This is a genomic window from Emticicia agri, assembly GCF_004168285.1.
Classification (GTDB): Bacteria; Bacteroidota; Bacteroidia; order Cytophagales; family Spirosomataceae; genus Emticicia; species Emticicia agri.
This window is the reverse complement of record NZ_SEWF01000010.1, coordinates 96,546-117,000: the sequence shown is the minus strand read 5'-3', so window position 1 is coordinate 117,000 and position 20,455 is coordinate 96,546. Positions and strand designations below refer to the sequence as shown.

18 protein-coding genes are annotated in these 20,455 nt (G+C 38.8%); 9 read left to right on the top strand and 9 right to left on the bottom strand.

What is annotated here, in order from left to right:
- Positions 1–21: 21 nt before the first annotated feature.
- The 6 genes from EWM59_RS09015 to EWM59_RS08990 all read left to right on the top strand — a co-directional run bounded on the left by EWM59_RS09015 (position 22) and on the right by EWM59_RS08990 (position 8,951).
- Positions 22–1,704, top strand: a complete 1,683-nt coding sequence (locus EWM59_RS09015) for a RagB/SusD family nutrient uptake outer membrane protein (protein WP_130020636.1) — start codon at positions 22–24, stop codon at positions 1,702–1,704.
- A 111-nt stretch (positions 1,705–1,815) separates the two neighbouring features.
- Positions 1,816–2,706 carry a sugar phosphate isomerase/epimerase family protein gene (locus tag EWM59_RS09010; protein WP_207219958.1) on the top strand — a complete coding sequence of 297 codons (891 nt, stop codon included), beginning with the start codon at positions 1,816–1,818 and terminating at the stop codon, positions 2,704–2,706.
- 114 nt (positions 2,707–2,820) lie between these two features.
- Positions 2,821–4,170 carry a 3-keto-disaccharide hydrolase gene (locus EWM59_RS09005; RefSeq protein ID WP_130020634.1) on the top strand — a complete coding sequence of 450 codons (1,350 nt, stop codon included), beginning with the start codon at positions 2,821–2,823 and terminating at the stop codon, positions 4,168–4,170.
- A 21-nt stretch (positions 4,171–4,191) separates the two neighbouring features.
- On the top strand, positions 4,192–6,213 hold the full coding sequence (locus EWM59_RS09000; RefSeq protein WP_130020633.1) for a glycoside hydrolase family 3 protein: 2,022 nt from the start codon (positions 4,192–4,194) through the stop codon (positions 6,211–6,213).
- Between the two features lie 327 nt (positions 6,214–6,540).
- Positions 6,541–7,596: a hypothetical protein gene (locus tag EWM59_RS08995; RefSeq protein ID WP_130020632.1), complete on the top strand. Its 1,056-nt coding sequence runs from the start codon at positions 6,541–6,543 to the stop codon at positions 7,594–7,596.
- 20 nt (positions 7,597–7,616) lie between these two features.
- Positions 7,617–8,951, top strand: coding sequence for a Gfo/Idh/MocA family protein (locus EWM59_RS08990; protein WP_130020631.1), 1,335 nt, complete (start codon positions 7,617–7,619; stop codon positions 8,949–8,951).
- A gap of 76 nt (positions 8,952–9,027) precedes the next feature.
- Here EWM59_RS08990 and EWM59_RS08985 read toward each other — a convergent pair whose 3' ends face one another.
- On the bottom strand, positions 9,028–10,578 hold the full coding sequence (locus tag EWM59_RS08985; RefSeq protein ID WP_130020630.1) for a long-chain-fatty-acid--CoA ligase: 1,551 nt from the start codon (positions 10,576–10,578) through the stop codon (positions 9,028–9,030).
- A gap of 223 nt (positions 10,579–10,801) precedes the next feature.
- On the opposite strand from EWM59_RS08985, the gene EWM59_RS08980 reads away from it, so the two are divergent.
- From EWM59_RS08980 to rdgB, 3 genes are all read left to right on the top strand, one after another.
- Entirely contained in the window at positions 10,802–11,647 is an 846-nt protein-coding gene (locus EWM59_RS08980; RefSeq protein ID WP_130020629.1) for a DUF2911 domain-containing protein, read from the top strand.
- 73 nt (positions 11,648–11,720) lie between these two features.
- A complete protein-coding gene (gene prfA, locus EWM59_RS08975) occupies positions 11,721–12,797 on the top strand; it encodes a peptide chain release factor 1 (protein ID WP_130020628.1) in 1,077 nt (358 codons plus the stop codon).
- 163 nt (positions 12,798–12,960) lie between these two features.
- Complete coding sequence (gene rdgB / locus EWM59_RS08970; RefSeq protein ID WP_130020627.1) at positions 12,961–13,545, top strand: RdgB/HAM1 family non-canonical purine NTP pyrophosphatase; 585 nt, start codon at positions 12,961–12,963, stop codon at positions 13,543–13,545.
- On the opposite strand, the gene EWM59_RS08965 is transcribed toward rdgB, so the two are convergent.
- From EWM59_RS08965 to EWM59_RS08930, 8 genes are all read right to left on the bottom strand, one after another.
- Positions 13,546–14,364, bottom strand: coding sequence for a C1q-like domain-containing protein (locus EWM59_RS08965; protein WP_130020626.1), 819 nt, complete (start codon positions 14,362–14,364; stop codon positions 13,546–13,548).
- Between the two features lie 32 nt (positions 14,365–14,396).
- On the bottom strand, positions 14,397–15,728 hold the full coding sequence (locus EWM59_RS08960; protein WP_130020625.1) for a tail fiber domain-containing protein: 1,332 nt from the start codon (positions 15,726–15,728) through the stop codon (positions 14,397–14,399).
- Positions 15,729–15,759: 31 nt separating this feature from the next.
- The gene (locus EWM59_RS08955) at positions 15,760–17,133 is read right to left on the bottom strand and encodes a tail fiber domain-containing protein (protein WP_130020624.1); all 1,374 of its coding nucleotides are present in this window, start codon (positions 17,131–17,133) and stop codon (positions 15,760–15,762) included.
- Between the two features lie 61 nt (positions 17,134–17,194).
- Positions 17,195–18,526 carry a tail fiber domain-containing protein gene (locus EWM59_RS08950; RefSeq protein WP_130020623.1) on the bottom strand — a complete coding sequence of 444 codons (1,332 nt, stop codon included), beginning with the start codon at positions 18,524–18,526 and terminating at the stop codon, positions 17,195–17,197.
- A 35-nt stretch (positions 18,527–18,561) separates the two neighbouring features.
- Positions 18,562–18,948 (bottom strand): LytR/AlgR family response regulator transcription factor, encoded by a 387-nt coding sequence (locus EWM59_RS08945; RefSeq protein ID WP_130020622.1) that lies wholly within the window; start codon positions 18,946–18,948, stop codon positions 18,562–18,564.
- 117 nt (positions 18,949–19,065) lie between these two features.
- On the bottom strand, positions 19,066–19,362 hold the full coding sequence (locus EWM59_RS08940) for a hypothetical protein (RefSeq protein ID WP_130020621.1): 297 nt from the start codon (positions 19,360–19,362) through the stop codon (positions 19,066–19,068).
- A 3-nt stretch (positions 19,363–19,365) separates the two neighbouring features.
- Positions 19,366–19,590, bottom strand: coding sequence for a hypothetical protein (locus EWM59_RS08935; protein WP_130020620.1), 225 nt, complete (start codon positions 19,588–19,590; stop codon positions 19,366–19,368).
- Between the two features lie 104 nt (positions 19,591–19,694).
- Entirely contained in the window at positions 19,695–20,435 is a 741-nt protein-coding gene (locus EWM59_RS08930; protein WP_130020619.1) for a LytR/AlgR family response regulator transcription factor, read from the bottom strand.
- Between the last annotated feature and the right edge of the window lie 20 nt (positions 20,436–20,455).

Below are 20,455 nucleotides of genomic sequence, written 5' to 3'. Positions count from 1 at the left end.
ATTATTTAATTATTTAAGAAAATGAAACTAAAAAATATATTAAAACCAATCAAAGTCTTAGGGGTAATGTCAATTCTTTTGACAACTCAATCCTGCAAAGATTTATTGGACGAAAAAGTAGTATCGGGTATCGGCAACGATTACATGAATACTGCCAAAGGGTTTGAAGATGCAGTTAAATCAGCTTATTCTTCACTCAGATATTTCTATGGAAGTCAGCAAGGTTTAACCCTGACCGAGTATGGTACCGATATTTATGCAACAGGAGCAGATGGTGGTTATAAAGGCTTCCATTTCTACGATACGCAGATGCAACCAACAGTTGACTATCTGATTAATACCTGGGATGAACTCTATCGTGGTATAAATACTTGTAATGCAGTTATTGAAAGGGCACCGAAAGCAGCCGTATCAGATGCTATCAAAAAACTGAGAGTCGCAGAGGCCAAATTCCTGAGAGCGCACTACTATTATATCCTGTTTATGCAATGGGGTGGGGTAGACTTGAGACTAACCGAAACTTTGTCACCAACCAAAGACACCAAAAGAGCCTCTGATGCCGAAATGTACAATGCTATTATTGCAGATTTGAATGAGGCAGTAGCTAATCTGGAAGCAAAAGGTCATTCGTCTGACTATGGCCGTGCTACCAAAGCATCTGCAGAAGCACTTTTAGCTAAAGTTTATTTGACAAAAGCCTATTCTGCTCAAAAAGCTGCCGATGACTTTACCAAAGCAGCAGCCCTTTGCAATAATGTTATCAATAACTATGGCTTTAAATTGTTAGATGATTTTGCTCAGGTACATGACGAAAACAATCAGCAGAATAGTGAAGTTGTTTTTGCCGTACAATATACTTCTGACCCATTAACCAACCTTACCAATAATACAGGTGCTGTGAATGGTGGGAATAACCTGCACTTGTTCTTTGGTATGCAGTATGACGTTCAACCGGGTATGAAACGTGATGTATTCTATGGCCGCCCATTCAAACGTTTACGCCCTACTTCTTATTTATTGAATACCGTATTTGCTGACAGAACCAACGACTCTCGTTACAAAAAGACTTTCAGAGATACCTGGTTGAGCAATAACCCTGGAGCAAACCTGAATGCTTCTTTTGATAACTCTAAAACCAAACTTACTTTCGCAGCCGGAGATACAGCTATTTTTATTCCGGGTTATGAAATGTCTTTGGAAGAGCGTGCCAAGAAAAAATATCAGGTATTAGTACCAAGCAGATATGACGAGGCATTATTCCCGACCTTGACTAAGTTTTTTGATACTAAACGTCCTGACCTGACTTATGAAGCTGGTAGCCGTGATTTCTTCGTGTTCCGTTTAGCAGATATTTATCTGATGTTGGCAGAAGCACAATTAAAAGCAGGAAACATAGCAGATGCAACAAAGGCATTTAATATGGTACGTTACCGAGCAGGTTGGCCGGGCAAAAAAGATGCGATGCTGATTACTGAAGCTCAGATGAACTTCGAAATGATTATTGAAGAAAGAGCGAGAGAGCTGGCTGGCGAACAAATGCGTTGGGTAGATTTGAAACGTTGGGGATTACTGGTAGAAAGAGTGAAAATGCATAACCCACAAGCAGCAGTAAATATTGCTGACAGACACAATGTGCGCCCGATACCTCAGACACAGATTGACCGGTCAGCCAAAGGTGCATTTGCACAAAATCCAGGATTTTAGTTAGTTTTGTTTCATCATAGTTCACGGGAGAGGCTCCTTCATTTCAAGGAGTCCTCTCTTTTTAAGTTTTAGTAAATTCAACATTCATCTATAATAAACATTTTCAACCCCATGAACCGCAGAGACTTCCTCACTCAGGCGTCGCTACTGACCGCATCTTCACTGATTTCTTTTGAAAGTTTAGCCACCGCAAAAATTAAACACAAAATGGCTTACTCGGCCATTACCTGGAATGGTAATGATTTGATAGCCATTAAAGACATTGCCGCTTTGGGTTTCAAAGGAATACAGTTAAGGGCCAATACCTACGCACCTTTTAAAGACAAACCACAAGACTTAAAAGACTTATTAGACCAGAATGGTCTGACATTAGCTATGTTTTCGAGCGGAAACGTAGGCATTCAGGATGATATTTCGAAAGATTTGGAAACACACCTGAACCACGCACGTTTTGTAAAAGCGCTGGGAGGAAATTCTTTACAGATTACAAACGTTTCTCGTCCGAAAGACAGAAATCCGACCACAGAGGAGTTGAAAAAATATGCCAAAAATATGTCGGAAGTAGCCAAACAGGTTTTGGGAGAAACGGGTGTGCAACCGGCCTGGCATAACCACATGCACCAGTTAGGCGAAACCCCTGAGGAGGTAGAAATAGTTGCTACAAGCATGGATACCAAATATATTAAACTGGAACTCGATGTGGCTCACTACACACAAGGTGGTGGCAATGCCGCCGAGGCAGTTATCAAATATAAAGACATACTGCATGCCACACATATCAAAGATACCAAGCCTGTAGAAAGTAAATCGGGCTATCAGTTTGTAGAATTAGGCCAGGGGCGTGTAGATTTTCCGGCTATTTTCAAGGCATTAGAAAAAATTAAGTTCAAAGGCTGGAATGTGATAGAATTAGACTCTGTACCTGTAAAAGGCAGAACAGCTTTAGAGAGCGGACAAACCAGTAAAAAATACTTAGAGTCGATAAACATTAAATTCTCCTAATAAAAAGGTAAGGATTTTATCAAATTTTAGGAATTTTTAGCCAAATAGGTATTAGACTGATAAGCGCATAAATCGTAATTTTGAATAAAATTATTCAATCCTATTCATACCTGAATGAAAAAAATACTAATAACTTTTCTGGTTGTACAGTCGGTTTTCTACACGGCTACAGCGCAGAAATGGACTTCTCTTTTCAATGGAAAAGACCTGAAAGGCTGGAAACAACTGAATGGTAAAGCTAAATATACCATTGAGAACGGCGAAATTGTAGGTACTACTGTTTCGGATACCCCCAACTCTTTTTTAGCTACTGAGAAAGACTACGGCGATTTCATTTTGGAATTAGAGCTGAAAGTCGATAATTCAATGAACTCAGGCATACAATTCCGTAGTTTGTCAAAAGCTGATTACAAAGATGGACGGGTGCATGGTTATCAGATGGAAATTGACCCATCAGCGCGTGCCTGGTCGGGTGGTATTTATGACGAAGCCCGCCGTGACTGGTTGTATATTCCAAACTCAAATCCTGAAGGTCAAAAAGCCTTTAAGAAAGACCAATGGAATAAATACCGTATTGAAGCGATCGGCAATATTATCCGTACATGGGTTAATGATGTACCTGTAGCGTATTTAGTTGACGATGTAACACCAAGCGGCTTTATTGCTTTACAAGTACATGCCATTGGTAAAAACGATACACCAGGTAAACAGATTCGTTGGAGAAACATCAGAATCCAGACCGATAATCTGAAACCAAGCCCTACAGACAATACACCAGTGGTAAACCTGTTATTGAACAACCTATCGCCACAAGAACAGGCACAAGGCTTTAAATTGCTTTTCAACGGTAAGGATTTTACAGGTTGGAGAGGGGTACACCAAACCAAAATGCCTGACAAACACTGGAGCGTAGTAGATGGTGCAATCAATGTAAGCCCTTCTGATGGTTCAGAAACAGGGAATGATATTGTAACAGATCAGCAATTCGGGGCTTTTGAACTGACTTTTGAGTTTAAACTGACCGAAGGGGCGAACTCAGGCTTGAAATACTTTGTAAACGAAGATTTTGACTCAGGTGGAAAATCAGGAATCGGGCTGGAGTTTCAGGTATTAGACGACGAACGCCACCCTGATGCCAAGCAGGGAGTAGTAGGGAATCGTACTTTAGCCAGTTTATATGACCTGATACCTTCTTATAAATTAGATAAACGCTTCCAACGCAAAATTGGCGACTGGAATCAGGCTCGTTTGGTGGTGTACCCCAACAATATCGTGCAACACTGGCTGAATGGCTTTAAGGTATTAGAATACGAAAGAAAAAGTAATATTTTTAATGCGTTAGTAGCCCGAAGCAAATATGCAAAGTATAATAACTTTGGGGCAGGCGATAAAGGCAATATTCTCTTGCAAGACCACGGCAATAATGTGTCGTTCAAGAATCTGAAGATTAGAGAGTTGAATTAACAACCTGAACTAAACAATGATATGAAATCAAAATATCTTTCTATCATACTATTGATGATAGGATTTAGTAATGGCTTTGCTCAAAAAGCCAGACAGGTTGATTTAGGCTATCGCTCAGTTAAGGTTCTGAAAGAAAATAACCTTGAGTTTAAAGACCTGAATAAAAACAATAAACTTGATAAATACGAAGACTGGCGGTTACCTGTTGATACAAGGATAAAAGACCTGATTGCTCAAATGACACTTGAGGAAAAAATAGGTTTTATGATTATCAGCACTACCCGGTTGGCAGGAGATAACTCATTTCAGGCTGGTGCAGCCAGAGGGGAAATCTCTTCCGGCTTCAATGAAGAAGATTTGATGCAACCCATTAATATGTTTACCCGTAAGCCATTACCTGTACCGATGATGTCGGCAGCAGGTACAACTAAGGGTGTAACTGGTTTTCATCTTCGTCATTTTATTCTGAGAGCCAATACCAGTGCTAAAACCATAGCTGAGTGGTCGAATAATTTACAGGCTTTGTGCGAAAATTCACGTTTGGGAATTCCTGCCGTGGTTGCGTCAAACCCTCGTAATCATATAACGGTTGATGCAGCTATCGGACTAAGTGTGGGAGCAACTGCTTTTTCAAGGTGGCCTGGCGAATTAGGTATGGCTGCCATGAGAGATTTGAAACTAACACGAGAGTTTGCCGAAATAGCTGCCAAAGAATGGTCGTCAGTAGGTTTGAGAAAAGGCTATATGTATATGGCCGATTTGGCAACCGAACCCCGTTGGCAACGTATTGAAGGCACTTTTGGTGAAGATGCCGATTTAGCTTCTAATATGATTCGTGAAATTGTTTTGGGTTTTCAGGGCAAACAACTGAGTAAAAATTCAGTAGCCATGACCACCAAACATTTTCCGGGTGGAGGCCCACAGGTTGGCGGACAGGATTCACATTTTGATTGGGGTAAATATGCCCATTATCCGGGTGGAATGTTCGATTATCATGTAAAACCCTTTATTGCCGCTATCAATGCAGGTACATCGGCCATTATGCCTTACTATTCGGCTCCGAAAGATAAGAGTATGGAAGAAGTGGGATTTTCATATAACAAGGCAATCATTCAGGATTTATTACGTAAAAAATTAGGCTTTAAAGGTATTATCAACTCTGATACAGGCCCTATTGACATGATGCCGTGGGGTGTTGAAAACCTGACGGTGGTGCAACGTTATCAGAAAGCCCTTGATGCAGGTGTTGATATTTTCTCGGGAGGAGCAGACCCGGCTCTTTTGCTCGAAACTGTTAAAACAGGATTAGTTTCAGAAGCAAGAATTGATGAATCAATTGCTCGTTTGTTAAGAGAAAAATTTGAATTAGGCTTGTTTGAAAATCCATTTGTTGATGTAGATGTAGCAGTAAAAACGGTCGGAAACGCAGAGTTTCAGAAAAAAGCAGATGTAGCGTTTCGGAAATCAATCGTTTTATTGAGAAATGATGCGCAACTGTTGCCCATTCAACAAAAGAAAAAGGTGTATTTTGAGACATATTACGAAAGAGGAGGCGCTCCTGGCGGTCAGGCTCAGAATCCTGTTTCTGTCAATATGCCAAAAGAGAATAGATGGAACCTTGAATTTGTAGCAAATAAAGATGAGGCAGATGTAGTTTTAGTCTGGCTTATTCCCTCGGGTGGTGGCCTGTTTTCCTCACAAGGAAAACCCATAGATTTGAGCCTGTCGAAAAACAAAATTAATGTGCCGCATATCAATGAACTCATTAATTCTAAACCAACTGTTGTAGTAGTAAATTATACCAATCCGTGGGTAATTGATGAAATTGATAAGGGCAACGCAAAGACGATTTTAGCTACTTTTGGTACAACGCAGGATGCCGTTTTAGATGTGATTACAGGCATATTTAACCCAACCGGAAAAATGCCTTTTTCAACACCTGTTTCACAGAAAGCAGCAGAAGACAACAAATCTGATGTACCAGGATTTATGGAAGCTAACTATGCGCTGTTCAAATTTGGCGATGGACTGAATTATAAGTAATTTGGTAGGATAGTTTGAGCTAAGTATGATAGTTTTGAAGTAGGTAATGAAGGCATATTTTGTTGCAAAACCATAGCAATAATCTGTCTTTAGAATCTGAAGATTAGAAAATTAAAATAATATATTATCCCTACGGGATACCAGAATAGAGTTAATTCTTTTCTACCGATATATCGTCCCTACGGGACTAAGTCATTGAGATTCATTTTTCAATATCCGGTAGGGATGCTATATCGGTAGTATATAATGTAAAAATGAATTCAAAGTCCCGTAGGGACGATATATTAAAATCTCTTTAACTTAAATAGATGACATTTAGATATTTTCATGAATATTTTTGAAAGGCTTCAATCTAATAGATTGGAAGATTATTGTACTGATATTTTAGTGGATATTCTTGGAAAAGATGAGAATTATGACTTATTGAGAGAATTTTGTTTTAATGAAAAACTCTTAAAGATTTCAGAAGCAAAAGATGATAAATCTATAATAATTAAATCACAATTTTGCCCAATAGAACCAAAAGACGTTCAAACAAAAAGTCGAATTGATATTCAAATTACGGGGGAGAACTTTATATGTTTTATTGAAATGAAAGTTGAAAGTTCTCAAGGTAAGGAAGCCACGATTGGAGAAACGGGAGAAAAAGAAGAAAAGAGTCAGTTAAAAAAATACCATGATTGTCTTATTAATCTTAAAACTTCAAAAAAAGAATACTTAAGATTTTGTACAAAATACAACGAAAAAGTATCAACTGAAGACATTAAGGTATTTAAAGAGTTTGGGAATAAAGTAAAAAACGACTTTTACTTTAAAGACTTTAGGTGGTATGAGATTCATGATTTTTTAAAGAAGGAAAAGGTAAATGACAGTTTAATCGGAGAGTTTTTAGAATTTTTAGAATTAAAGAATATGAGTTATTTGACAGGAAGAATTCATTATGACGAAAAGGTATCTTTCCAATTTTTTGAAATGCTTTCTAATTTAAAAATAGTATTAGAAAGAGTGAAACAAGAAAATGTTGAGTTTGATTATATTAGCATAGTGGGGACACCTCAATTAAGGTTAGATGACCATAAACGTTATGGATTTTCAATTCCTTTAGGCGACCGCAATAAAACTAAATTTCCTTATAGTACAAATGCTTTTATAGGATTTGATTTTGGTGAAATTGATAAAATATCTCAATTAATTTGGTTTTGGAGTAAAGATTACGATGAAAGTAAATTAAAAGGATGGCAATTTAAAATCAAAGGAGAGAATAGGGTAAATGGAGAAGAAGTTGCCGGATTGAGAGTACAGAAAGAATTTAAAAAAGATATGCCATTACAGGAGATTTATGATTGGTTTATTAGTGAATTACAAAATATAGATACAAATTAATTATTCAATCCAATAAAACTATGACAACCCGCAGAGATTTTATTATCAAATCAGTGTTGGCTACTGCAGCTACTGGTTTTTCGGCAAAAAGTTATGGCAAAATCATCGGAGCAAACGACCGTGTGCGTGTGGGCTGTGTTGGTTTCTCTGACCGCCACCGTGCTTCTCACGTAGGCCCGTTCAAAGCCATGCAAAAAGAAATGAACTTCGAAATGGTTGCCCTTTCAGATTTGTGGAATCGCCGCCGTGAAGAAGGAAAAGCCTTTTTAGATAAACAATTAGGTAGCGATGTAAAAGTTTTCCGTAATAACGAAGAGCTTTATGCATCGAAAATGGTTGACGCGGTTTTTATTTCAACTGCTGACTTCCAACATGCATTGCATACCATTGAAGCGGTAAAAGCTGGTTGCGATACTTATACCGAAAAACCATTGGCTGAAACCATGGAAGATAACCGTGCGGTATTGAAAGCTGTAAAAGCATCAGGTAAAATTGTTCAGATTGGTTCACAACGCAGAAGTGGTGAAAACTATTTCGCGGCTGAAGATTTCATTAAATCTGGTAAATTTGGCCCGATTGTAATGGTTGAATTGATGTGGAACGTAAACCAACCGGGACGTTGGAGAAGACCGGAATTAACTAAAGATCTGAAAGAGTCGGATGTAGACTGGAAACGTTACTTAATGAACCGTCCGATGGTTCCGTTCGATCCTCGTAAATATTTAGAGTACCGTTTATTCTGGCCTTATTCGTCGGGTATTCCTGGCCAATGGATGAGCCACCAGATTGATACCGTACACTGGTTCTCTGGTTTACCACACCCACGTTCGGTAGTTGCCAATGGTGGTATTTATCAATGGAAAGATGGCAGAACCAATGCTGATACTTTAACAGTAGTATTTGATTATGGTCCATTGAATGACATGTCATCAGGCTTCCAGGTACAATTTACCTCTCGTTTCTCAAATGCCGCAGGAGATACTAAAGAATTATACTACTCAAACGGTGGTATGATTAACTTAGATACCAACGAAATTTCTGCCACAGGTGGTTTACGTGAGCGCGAAGCAAAAGCTATGGGTTTACAAGCAAACTTGTTGCCAACAATAAAATTAGAAGGAGCGAAAGTAGAAGCAGGTGCCAACACAGGTGGAGACCCATTGACATTTGCTCACATCAGAAACTGGATGGAGTGTGTACGTAGCCGTAAAACGCCTCATGCGCCAATTGAAGCAGGTTACTCGCACTCAATTGCAACCATTATGTCAAACGCTGCATACCGTACAGGTTTGAAAGTTACTTTCGATGAGAAAACACAAGAGGTATTAGCAGGTGGAAAGCCGTTTAAATACTAATTTCTTGTATGGATAAATTAAAAGGTCTGGAAGATATTTCTTTCAGACCTTTTTTGTTTTCGTAGAGATAGAACCCTTATTGAACCCTCAACTCCCGCTTCAATATCTTCCCTGAGGCACCCATAGGCAGGCTGTTCATAAATTCTATTACACGTGGATATTTATAAGAAGCTATCTGGTCTTTTGTCCAACTGATAAGTTCTTTTTCTGTGATAGTAGCGTTTGGTTTCAGCACCACACAGGCCTTTATTTCTTCACCATATTCCTGATGTGGAATACCAATTACCGCCACCATAGAAACGGCAGGATGTTGCATCATCAACTCTTCAATCTCACGTGGATAGACATTGTATCCGCCTCTGATTATCATATCTTTGGTACGGTCAACAATAAAATAGAACCCATCGTCGTCCCGGTAACCGATGTCACCGGAGTGCATCCAGCCGTTAATAATGCTTTCTGCGGTGGCATCAGGTCGTTTATAGTAGCCTTTCATCACATTATGTCCTCTATAACAGATTTCTCCGTTTTCGTTATTACCTAATTGATTGCCATTTTCATCCATAATACATATTTCAACGCCCCATACAGGAATACCTACTGAACCTGGCTTGCGAAGCTGGCCTTTGTGATTAAATGATACAACCGGAGAACCTTCAGACATACCATAACCTTCCAGAATTTCTACCTCAAATTTTTTCTCAAAATCGTGTAAAACCTGTACAGGTAATGCTGCTCCGCCAGACATGCACAATTTGAGGTTATTCTTGATACCCACCATGTCAAACTTATGCGTATCGGGGTAGTTTAATAATCCCCAGTACATGGTGGGTACGCCTGCAAAATGGGTTATTTTTTCATTCTGCATAAGGGTAAGCACCATTTCGGCATCAAATCGTGGGACTAATACACAGGTTGCTCCTTTATAAATACTGGCTAACATACAAACCGTTTGCCCGAAAATGTGGAAAAGCGGTAGCACCAGCAAAGATTTATCATCATAGGTTAAATCCTGTAAATCTTTACTCAGGCAAGCATTCAGAAAAAGGTTAGAATGCGTCAGTTCTGCACCTTTCGGGCGGCCTGTAGTGCCGGAAGTATAGATAATGACTGCTGTATCGTCAGGAGAAGTAAAATGGCTTTGAAATATGGGTGATTGCCCTGCCATTAACATTCCTAACGTTTGGGTGCCTGCCATTGGGGAGGCATCAGGAAAAGCAGGGGTTATTATAAAGAAATCCATACAGGTATCTGTCATTTCAAAACCTGCATGGCCTTCTTGTCCCATTGGCATTTCGGGGGTACCTACAAAACAGAAATAGGCTTTGGCGTCAGAATCCTGCAAGTGGAAGGCAATTTCATTGCGTTTCAGTAATACACTCAGGGGCACTACAGTGGCACCTGTTTTCAGAATACCAAAATAAATCATCGGAAAATAAGGCAGATTAGGACAGGTAAGCGCCACTTTATCACCATGCCCGATTCCTAAGGCTTTCAAACCATTGGCAATCTGGTTGGCAACAGCATCTAATTGTCCGAATGTAATTCTTTTATCAGCAAAAATGAGGGCTTCTTTGGCGGTTGAGTTACGAGCATGATGCTCTAAAATAGTTGAAAGGTTAAACATAGTGTAACAGGTTTTATTGCTTGTGCAAGCTAAAGATTAAATGGTACTATTAAAAGATATTTTTGTGCAAATCTATTCTTCTTTGTTCATCGGTTTTATCTGAAAAAGAGATAATTCAGGAGGATTTTTGGTAGTAATACTAAAAAACTATTTAAAAAGCATATTCCAACGGAAGATAAATCTTAACTTCGCACCAGAAACCTAATATCAGAGACAAAAAGCAATGAAACATTTAAACCTAAAGCTATTGCTTGCTTGCAGTATTATATCTATTTCAAGTTTTGCCCAGATTAATACGCCACAGGCAAGCCCTGCAACAACCATTTCGCAAGAAGTAGGACTGACCAAAGTTACCATTGATTACAGTCGTCCGTCAGTAAAAGGACGTAAAATATTCGGCGATTTAGTGCCATTTGGAAAAGTCTGGAGAACAGGCGCAAACAAAATTACCTCAATTAAGTTTGATGATGATGTAGTAGTAAACGGAACAGCCGTAAAAGCAGGCAGCTATGGACTTTATACCATTCCAACTGCCACAGAATGGACGATAATTCTGAATACTGACGATAAACAATGGGGTTCGTATGGGTATGATGAGAAAAAAGATGTCTATCGTTTCAAAGTAACACCGGTCAAAAGCAAATATTTTGTAGAACAAATGGCGATTGATTTTGAAGGAATCAATCCAACTACTACAGATATAGCCATTAAATGGGAAAACACAGAAGCAAAATTCAGAGTAGAACAACCGGTTGATGCGAAAATCATGGCAGAAATAGAAGAAAAAACATCGAAACCAGATGCTACTATTGATACCTATTTTGCTGCCGCTGATTATTATTATCAGAAAGGTATTCACTTAGATAAAGCCTTGGTTTGGGCTAATAAAGTAATAGAAAAAAATAAAGAATACTGGGCATACCAATTGGTAGCCCGTGTAGCGGCTAAACAAGGGAATTGTGCAGTAGCCTTACCGAATGCTGAAAAGTCGATGGAACTGGCTAAAAAAGCAGGCGATGACGCTTATATCAAGCTGAATCAGAATGTTTTTGCACAGTGTAAAAAATAAACAAGCCTATCCGGCAATTCTCCCAATTCTGTTTCTATAATAGATTTGGGAGTTTTTTTAATTGATTAAATGTATGTTAGAGCAGTTAGAAGCCATCAGAGAAAGATTTGAAGAGGTATCTCAACAGATTACGATGCCGGAGGTGGTATCGGACATGGCGAAATTCAAGCGATTAAGCAAAGAGTACAAAGACCTGGAGAAGATAGTCAACCAACTCAATGCCTATAAAAATATCCTGTCGAATTTAGAGGGAGCTAAGGATATTATTGCCAATGAGAAAGACGAAGAGTTGCGGGATATGGCAAAAGAAGAGCTGGATATTCTGACACCTCAGAAAGAAGAAGCCGAGGCTATTCTGAAAGAAATGCTGATACCTAAAGACCCGAACGACAGTAAAAACGTGATTCTGGAAATCCGTGCGGGTACGGGTGGAGACGAAGCCTCTATTTTTGCCGGAGACTTATTCAGAATGTATCAACGCTATATTGAAAGACAAGAGGGCTGGACAATGACACTTTTAGACCATAATGAAGGTACTTCGGGTGGTTATAAAGAAATTATTCTACAAGTTGAGGGTGAGGATGTATATGGCAAACTGAAATTTGAATCTGGTGTACACCGTGTACAACGTGTACCTGCTACCGAATCGCAAGGACGTGTGCATACTTCTGCAGCCTCAGTAGCCGCCATGCCTGAAGCTGATGAGGTAGATATTCAGTTGAATATGAACGATATTCGGGTAGATACCTTCAACTCGTCGGGTGCGGGTGGACAGTCGGTAAATACTACTTATTCGGCAGTACGTATGACGCACATTCCATCAGGAATCGTAGTATCTTGCCAGGATGAGCGTTCACAGATTAAAAACCGTGAAAAAGCCCTTTCAGTATTGCGTTCAAGACTCTATGAAATGGAGTTGGCGAAGCATAATGCCATGATTGCCGATGCCCGTAAAACGCTGGTAGGGAGTGGCGACCGCTCGGATAAGATACGTACCTACAATTATCCACAAAGCCGTGTAACTGACCATCGTATTGGTTATACTGTGTATAATCTCCCGAATGTCATGGACGGTGCCATAGACGATTTCATCGAACAACTCCGCATTGCTGATAATGCTGAGAAGATGAAAGAGGGCTTAGGCACATAAAGCTGGGCTTTGGAGAAAGGAAAATGGAGAACGGCACAAGGAATAAACATTCTTCCATTTTCCATTTCCTTCTTCCAAAAAATACTTCTTCCTGCGCGGCGGACGCATTCTCCGTTTTCCTTGTTCCTTTCTCCAAACAAATATCTATCCAGTCCTAAAAAATATGATTCTCTGCCTCGCAACCAATAATCAACACAAAGTAGAAGAACTACAAGCCTTATTGGGTAGTCATTATCAACTCAAAACATTAGCAGATATTGGCTGCTATGATGAAATTCCTGAAACTGAAAATACTTTTCAGGGTAATTCACATCAGAAAGCCCTGTTTGTTAGGGAAAGATTCGGGGTGAATTGTATTGCCGATGATTCTGGACTGGAAGTAGATGCCCTGAATGGTGAACCTGGTGTTTTTTCGGCACGTTATGCAGGGGAACATGGTAATCATGCAAAAAATAATGCTTTACTCCTTAAAAACCTCGAAGGGATAGAAGACCGCTCTGCCCAATTCAGATGTATCATTACATTAATATTAGGCGATGATATTCACCAGTTTGATGGAATCATCAGAGGGACTATTATACATGAAAAGCGAGGTATCCAAGGGTTTGGATACGACCCGCTTTTTGTTCCTGACGGATATAACCGAACTTTTGCTGAAATGAGTATCGAGGAAAAGAATCCTATCAGTCATCGTGGAATAGCTGTGGGTAAATTAATAGCTTTTTTAGATAGTCACGAAAAGATATAGTTATTGCCTCGCCACCAAGTGACCTGAAAAATACATATAGTTGCCGTTGTTATTGACTGCTCCGGTATTGGTGAGTGCCTGGTCAAAGTTGCTATTCTGAAAAACGGATAACTTAACAGTATCGTTGGCATTGAGTTTTATATCTAACGACAAGTGTTGAGAAAAGGGATTTGGTTCGCCATTCTGGTATTCACCATAGGCAATTACATCGTTTTTCAACAGATTAAATCTTGCATAACCATTCGTTTGAAAAAAGCCACTCCAGGTGATAGTGGCATCAAAATGATAGATACCACTGGCAGGAGCAGTAAAAGTGCTGAAAGAAAAACTATTACTGATATCATAACTCTCGTTGCTGAATGGAATAGTTGTTTCAGAGGTTTGCCCAACCGACATATTAGACTCGCCGCCATAGGTAGCCAGAAAGGCAACAGGCCCTTGCCACGTGGCATTGCCTGATCCATCAGAAGTCAGAATTTTTCCTGCACCTTCTCCAATTCCTGAAAATTGTAAACCACCATTAGTTTTCAGGGCTTTCCCAAGTCCTGTATTTGTAATTGAGAGTAGGTAATTAGCATTAGACCCTGTGGCTGTATAAGGTAGAACAAGGCTTAATCCTGATAAATCTATCCAGTTGTTTCCATTACAATACAACATCTTGTTACTGGTAGTATTAAAAATCTGTTTCCCTTTCGCTGCTACATTGCAGGTTGGGTTAGCTGCAACTTTTGGAATACTGATAGAATTAGGTTCTAAAAGCGTAGCCTGTGAATAAGCAACTACCGAAATAAATTGGAATAAAACGAATAGCTTTTTCATGGTTCCTAAAAGATGAGAAATAGTGTAAATATTTATTTTTTGCTTTCAATACCATCTATCTTTTGCGAAATCAGTTCTTTAGCCGTTCTTAGTTTTTCAATTCTTTCTTTAAGCACAGTATTATACTTTTCTAATTCTACTATTTTCTCATGCAGGGCTTTGATAGATTCTATTTCGATAGCGGTATAAGAACCGTAATCTGCCGAAAGATAACCATCCACGTTTTCAGAGATTTTATCCGGGAAAACCGCACGTATTTCCTGCGCTATAAATCCATACTGTATGCCTTTCTGACTCTCATCTTTCATTTCGTAAGTAACACCTTTCATTTGCAAAACTTTAGTTAGTATTTCTTCGCTGTTCAAGGCAGTAATATTCTTTTTTAAACGACGATCAGACGGAATAACCCAGGTACCCCCTGCACTTGTTTTAAAGGCTTCTCCCTCAACTTGTAAGGTTTCACTGCGAGAAAGAAAATTGTTGCCTCCGGTAAGATTTATATTGCGATTAATACCTACTTTCATGTGTGTAACTGTTGATATACCTCCTAACAGGGGACTTGGCGTATTAGTGTTAGCTACGTATAACATTCCACTATTTGAAGAAAATGCGCCTGCATTGTAACCAATACCAATATTATAATTTGCCGAACCAACATCTTTCAAGGCTTTGTTGCCAAGAGATATATTATTAGAACCCTGAAAAACAGCAGTAGAAGTATAATTACCTATGGCTATATTATTCGACCCGGTCTGATTATTCAAACCTGCCTGATAACCTACGGCCACATTATAACTACCTATCGAGGTATTTTGTAAGACGTATGCACCTACCCCTACATTGTATTTGCCTAAAGTCTTAACAGCGTATAAGGAAAAATAACCAACCCCAATATTACTGCCATTATTATTGTTGTAAGCCCCTTGTGAAAAAAGTGCCGATACCCCTATAGCTACATTTTCTTTTAATGTTTCATTGTTGCGGAGTGCAAAACTTCCAAAGGCAACATTTCCATAACCTGATGTATTGTAAACTAAGGTATGGTTACCAAAAGCACTATTAAAACTGCCCGTACTGGTGCTATAAAGTGCAAGACTGCCAAAAGCTGTATTCCTGTTATCGGTAGTATTATGAAGCGCCATATTGCCAATGGCAACAGATTCATAGTTGTCATCTGTTACATTGTGCAAGGCTCCCGGGCCTAAAGCTATCAGGTCATTTTTTGTGGTAACATTGGGTAGTTTTCCTGTCAATCCTGAAGGTGTAATCGTAATGCTTTCATTACTGCTGTTATTGATATAAATCTGTCCGAATGACAAGGTGTATAAAGAGCAAAATATTAAACTGAATATAGACTTTTTCATGGTTTTATCTATTAGTATCTGAATAGTTAAATTATTTATCTGTGATAGACTTCGAAATGTCAGATTTGGCTTTTGTGGCTTCTATCTGTTCTACCTTTGTTAAAAGTGTAGTGATATCAACATTGAGGGAATTCATTGTTAATTCCAGGTCAGCTTTATTCTTTTTCAAATCAACAAGTTTTTGATTTAAAGCTTTAATAGACTCTGTAATCATAGGGTCATAAGAACCATAATCTGCCGATAAATAGCCTGCTTTATTTTCTACTATCTTAGATGGAAAAATCTCACGTAGATCCTGCGCTATAAATCCATATTGTCTGCCTTTCTGACTTTCGTCCTTCATTTCATAGGTAACGCCCTGCATTTGTAGTACTTTTTGTAACATTTCCTGACGATTCAATGCCAGAATATTCTTTTTTAAACGACGGTCAGAAGGAAACAACCAGTTACCATTACCCACTGTTTTAAAAGCATCTCCTTCTACCTGTAGTGTTTCGGTACGGGTATTGAAATCATTAGGACCACCTGAAACAGATAGATTACGATTAATCCCTAATTTTTTGGCAGCAAAATCACCTCCTATCAGAGGCGTATCTTCATCAGAACCATGAGCAATGTAGAGTTTATTGTCTCCGAGTTCATTATCACCTAATGAAGAACCAATAGCCACATTGCCTGTTCCTACATTTTTTCCTAAAGCAAAGAAACCAACAACTGTATTTTTTGAACCTGTTACATTGCTCCATAGAGCTCTATATCCAACAGCTATATTATCATTCCCGGTTTGCATTTCATGCGCTGCCCATTCTCCTAATCCAATATTTCTTGAACCTGTTAGATTTTTGTATAAGGCTTCATCACCCACTCCAATATTCTGCCGACCGTTTGAAGCATCCGTGGGATTATTATTCATGAGGGCACTACTCCCCACAGCTATATTGTCGCTATTGTTATCTCCATCATACGTTTGCTCCCTGAGTGCCGCAATACCCACAGCAACATTTCTTGAAAGAGAGGTATTATAAGTCATACTACTACCTCCTACAGCTGTGTTTTCATTACCTGTAGTATTGTATCCAAGAGCACCCCTTCCAAAAGCAGAATTTAGCATTCCGGTTGTGTTCAGACTAAGTGCCTGATGACCAATAGCGGTCAGTTGTGAACCGGTAGTAGTTTTATGAAGGCTATAATAGCCCACGCCTACATTTTTGGTTCCTGTAGTAATATTACTTAAAGTATAGGTCCCTAAAGAAACATTGGTTACTTCTGAAGTACTATGTGTGATACCTTTTATGCCATCAGGTAAAATGGTAATACCACCATCAGCATTTATGATAGAAAAAATCTGCCCGAATGAAATAGAAACAGGTAAGCAGAATATGAGCAATAATAAATATTTTTTCATTTTGATAGATTGCTTAAAGAATGATAATTGTTAATAATAAGCGTACTATTTTAAGACTTGATTATTTGAGCTTCTGGATACGTTTTTCCAGATTTTCAACCATTAGCAGGGTTTGCTTATAGAGCGTTTCTTTTTCAGGGATGTTTACCTTTACTTCCTCAATATTATCGTTGACAGCCTTTATAGCTTCTATCAGAATGGCATCATAAGAACCATAGTCTGCTGATAAATATCCTGCCGTATTTTCCTTGATTTTTTCCGGAAATATTTCACGTAGTTCCTGCGCAATAAAGCCATAATGCGTTTTCTTATCGTTTCCGTCTTTCAACTGATAGGTAACGCCTTGCATCTGCATCAGCTTGTTCAGCATTTCCCGGCTGTTCAGGTATTGAATGTTTTTCTTTAACCGACGGTCAGACACAAATGCCCAGTTTCCTGTACCATATGTTTTAAATGCCTCTCCACCTACTTGTAGGGCTTCTGTGCGTGTTTTGAAATCATTGGGCCCTGTAAGGGTCATATCCATATTAATAGCCAGTTTTTTGTTGGCAAAATCGCCCCCTATCAAAGGTGTATTTGTTTCACTGTTGGCAATGTATAGTTTGTTATCTCCGGTTTCATTATAACCTGCTCTATAGCCAAGAGCCACATTGCCCGAGCCTGTACTCATGTATAAAGCTTCGTTTCCTATAGCTACATTAGTAGACCCTGAAACGTTACTATGAAGTGCTTTATGGCCTAATGCCATATTGTCGCTGCCACCATCACTATTATACGAAGCCTGATAACCTATGGCTACATTGTAGGTACCTGTCTTATTGAAGTAAAGGGCACTATTACCAACGGCAGTATTTTGAGAACCATTAAACGAATCAGTCGGATTATTACTATATAGAGCCGAATGGCCAATGGCAGTATTCTCACCAAGGTTTCCTTCATAAGCCTGAGAAAACAAAGAATAAGTACCTATAGCTACATTTTTTGATAGTGATGTATTATTAAATAGTGCATATGCACCTATGGCTACATTTTCGTAACCGATAGTGTTTTTCTGTAAGGCATTGGCACCAAAGGCCGAGTTATAGATACCTGTAGTGTTGGCATAGAGTGCCAGATCGCCACAGGCGGTATTATAAGATTTTGTATTGTTATAGAGTGCTCTGTCTCCTACTGCAGTATTGTCTGTACCTGTACTGACTAATCTGAGAGCACTTCTTCCTAAAGCTACGTTTGTTGGCTCGCTTGAGAGAGGGAATCTGCCTTTTATACCTTCAGGCGTAATCGTAATACCCTGGTCTTCTCCGGTTGAGGTATTAATTTGAGCAGATGCTATAAAAACAAAAACATTAAAAAACAGAATAAAGGAAACAAAATGCCGTAATAGCTTTTTCATGATAATTTATAGGGGTTTAATTGATATTTGGTAAATTAAGCTCGCATCAATTGTGTATTACGTTCAATAACCAGCGGCATTTTGCGGCGTGAAACCTGTATCTGACGGCCGCTGTTCATCTTAATCATCCCTCTTCTGTTCGACTGCATTTCTACTTTTTCAGCATAATTCATATTTACCAGCGTATCGCGGTGAGTACGGATAAATTCGGCTTTAGAATTGAGCAAGGTTTCATAAATGCCGAGCGTATAGGCTGATAAATATTTTTTTCCATCAGTAGTATAGATAAGCGTATAGTTAATTTCGCTTTCTAAAAAAAGAATGTTTTTGATGGGTAATTTGATTTTACCTTTGTCTCCTCTTAACTGAATTCTACCTGATTCAATCATCGGAAAATGTACATTTGGAATGGGAGTTTTCATTGCTTTTTCTTATTTTGTTTGAATGACTCAAAGTTATATTGTGTATGAGTTGAAACTGAAATTGGTTTTGTAAACGGTACAACTGGTTTTATTTTCGGTCAATACAAGATTGGCTACTTATTTAAAATCAGGGTTTATAATAATGAGCAGTAAGAACAAAATCCCCATTAGTGCTACAGGAAATGCCGGAATCCAGATCGCAATCAATGCTGCTTTCAGGTGATTGTGGAGCTTAAGAAAGTAACCCAGCGTTGATAAGGCGATATAAGCTATTATGATCAGGGTTATCACTGCGTTATCTGTGGTTGATTGTTCGATAGCGTCAACCACCAGATGAATAAAGGCGATTAATATCGCAATGCCGTTTATTACAGCACCGATTTTAAAAAATGTGAGCATAAGATTAGTGTTCATGGTCTATAAAATTTCGATTTCATCTTTTTTGGCAGAATTATATTTAACCAGCCATTTATCTCCCATTTTGGGAATGGAAACTCGTGGCACAGTGAGTTCAACAGAAGTCTTGAATGCACCTGAGTCTTCTGCATATACCAATAATTCTATAATAAGAATGGGATTATAATTAAGGTGTCGGCCTGTTTCCTTTACCCCTAAGACAATTGCTTTTGCTACGTTATTCATACTTTTTTTGTAAGCCTTGAAGCAAAATAAAGCCATACAAACGCAGGGAAGAAATGCGTTTTGCGAACGGTAATAAGGAGTTTGTTTTCGGTAAGAAATGCGTATTACAGGCCTAATACGGTAAGAATTTCTTCTTTTTTGCGACGGGAGATTTCAACCTGAGAGTTGTCTTGTAAAACAAGAAAATCTTTATCGGCCGAAAGCCCCGTTATATATTTCAGATTAACGAGATGAGATTTATGCGGGCGGATAAAAGACTGATTGTCTAAAGTTTCTTCAAAGTATTTCAGGTTTTTAGAAGCCAGAAATGGCTTACGGGTAGAAGAATAAATAAGCGTATAGCTACCATTGGCTTCTAAACGAATGAGGTTTTCGAGTCTGAAAAAGAAAATGCCTTCGGTAGTAGGAACAGCTAACTGAAACTCTTTTTCTTCTTTGTTTTTAAGGTTTTGTTTTAGGTTCTCATAGAGTGCCTGTTGGTTTGTGCCTCGTTTTTCTAAATGCCGGGCAATAGCTGCCGTCAGTTCTTCGGTATCTACAGGCTTTAGTAAATAATCTAAGGCACTGAAACGGATGGCTTTAATAGCATACTGGTTGTAAGCCGTAACAAATATAATATCGAAACTGATTTGCTCACAGGCAATGAGAAAATCAAAACCATTGCGTTCGGGCATTTCAATATCAAGAAATACAATATCAGGTTGATAGTGTTGCAATATTTCCAAAGCACTGTCAACCGAATCAGCCAGACGAATTTCACTGACTTCCGGTACTTCAGTTTTCAGATAATGACTTAACAGATTTCGGGCAGATACCTCATCATCTACCAAGAGTGCTTTTATCATAACAATGCTTTTTAAATAAT

Coding starts and splice junctions, on each gene's coding strand:
- EWM59_RS08965 (WP_130020626.1), bottom strand. CDS start 14,364: ATGAAAAAGCTATTCGTTTTATTCCAATTTATTTCGGTAGTTGCTTAT.
- EWM59_RS08960 (WP_130020625.1), bottom strand. CDS start 15,728: ATGAAAAAGTCTATATTCAGTTTAATATTTTGCTCTTTATACACCTTG.
- EWM59_RS08945 (WP_130020622.1), bottom strand. CDS start 18,948: ATGAAAACTCCCATTCCAAATGTACATTTTCCGATGATTGAATCAGGT.
- EWM59_RS08950 (WP_130020623.1), bottom strand. CDS start 18,526: ATGAAAAAGCTATTACGGCATTTTGTTTCCTTTATTCTGTTTTTTAAT.
- EWM59_RS08985 (WP_130020630.1), bottom strand. CDS start 10,578: ATGTTTAACCTTTCAACTATTTTAGAGCATCATGCTCGTAACTCAACC.
- EWM59_RS08940 (WP_130020621.1), bottom strand. CDS start 19,362: ATGAACACTAATCTTATGCTCACATTTTTTAAAATCGGTGCTGTAATA.
- EWM59_RS09010 (WP_207219958.1), top strand. CDS start 1,816: ATGAACCGCAGAGACTTCCTCACTCAGGCGTCGCTACTGACCGCATCT.
- rdgB (WP_130020627.1), top strand. CDS start 12,961: ATGATTCTCTGCCTCGCAACCAATAATCAACACAAAGTAGAAGAACTA.
- EWM59_RS09000 (WP_130020633.1), top strand. CDS start 4,192: ATGAAATCAAAATATCTTTCTATCATACTATTGATGATAGGATTTAGT.
- EWM59_RS08990 (WP_130020631.1), top strand. CDS start 7,617: ATGACAACCCGCAGAGATTTTATTATCAAATCAGTGTTGGCTACTGCA.
- EWM59_RS08980 (WP_130020629.1), top strand. CDS start 10,802: ATGAAACATTTAAACCTAAAGCTATTGCTTGCTTGCAGTATTATATCT.
- prfA (WP_130020628.1), top strand. CDS start 11,721: ATGTTAGAGCAGTTAGAAGCCATCAGAGAAAGATTTGAAGAGGTATCT.
- EWM59_RS08935 (WP_130020620.1), bottom strand. CDS start 19,590: ATGAATAACGTAGCAAAAGCAATTGTCTTAGGGGTAAAGGAAACAGGC.
- EWM59_RS08995 (WP_130020632.1), top strand. CDS start 6,541: ATGAATATTTTTGAAAGGCTTCAATCTAATAGATTGGAAGATTATTGT.
- EWM59_RS08955 (WP_130020624.1), bottom strand. CDS start 17,133: ATGAAAAAATATTTATTATTGCTCATATTCTGCTTACCTGTTTCTATT.
- EWM59_RS08930 (WP_130020619.1), bottom strand. CDS start 20,435: ATGATAAAAGCACTCTTGGTAGATGATGAGGTATCTGCCCGAAATCTG.
- EWM59_RS09005 (WP_130020634.1), top strand. CDS start 2,821: ATGAAAAAAATACTAATAACTTTTCTGGTTGTACAGTCGGTTTTCTAC.
- EWM59_RS09015 (WP_130020636.1), top strand. CDS start 22: ATGAAACTAAAAAATATATTAAAACCAATCAAAGTCTTAGGGGTAATG.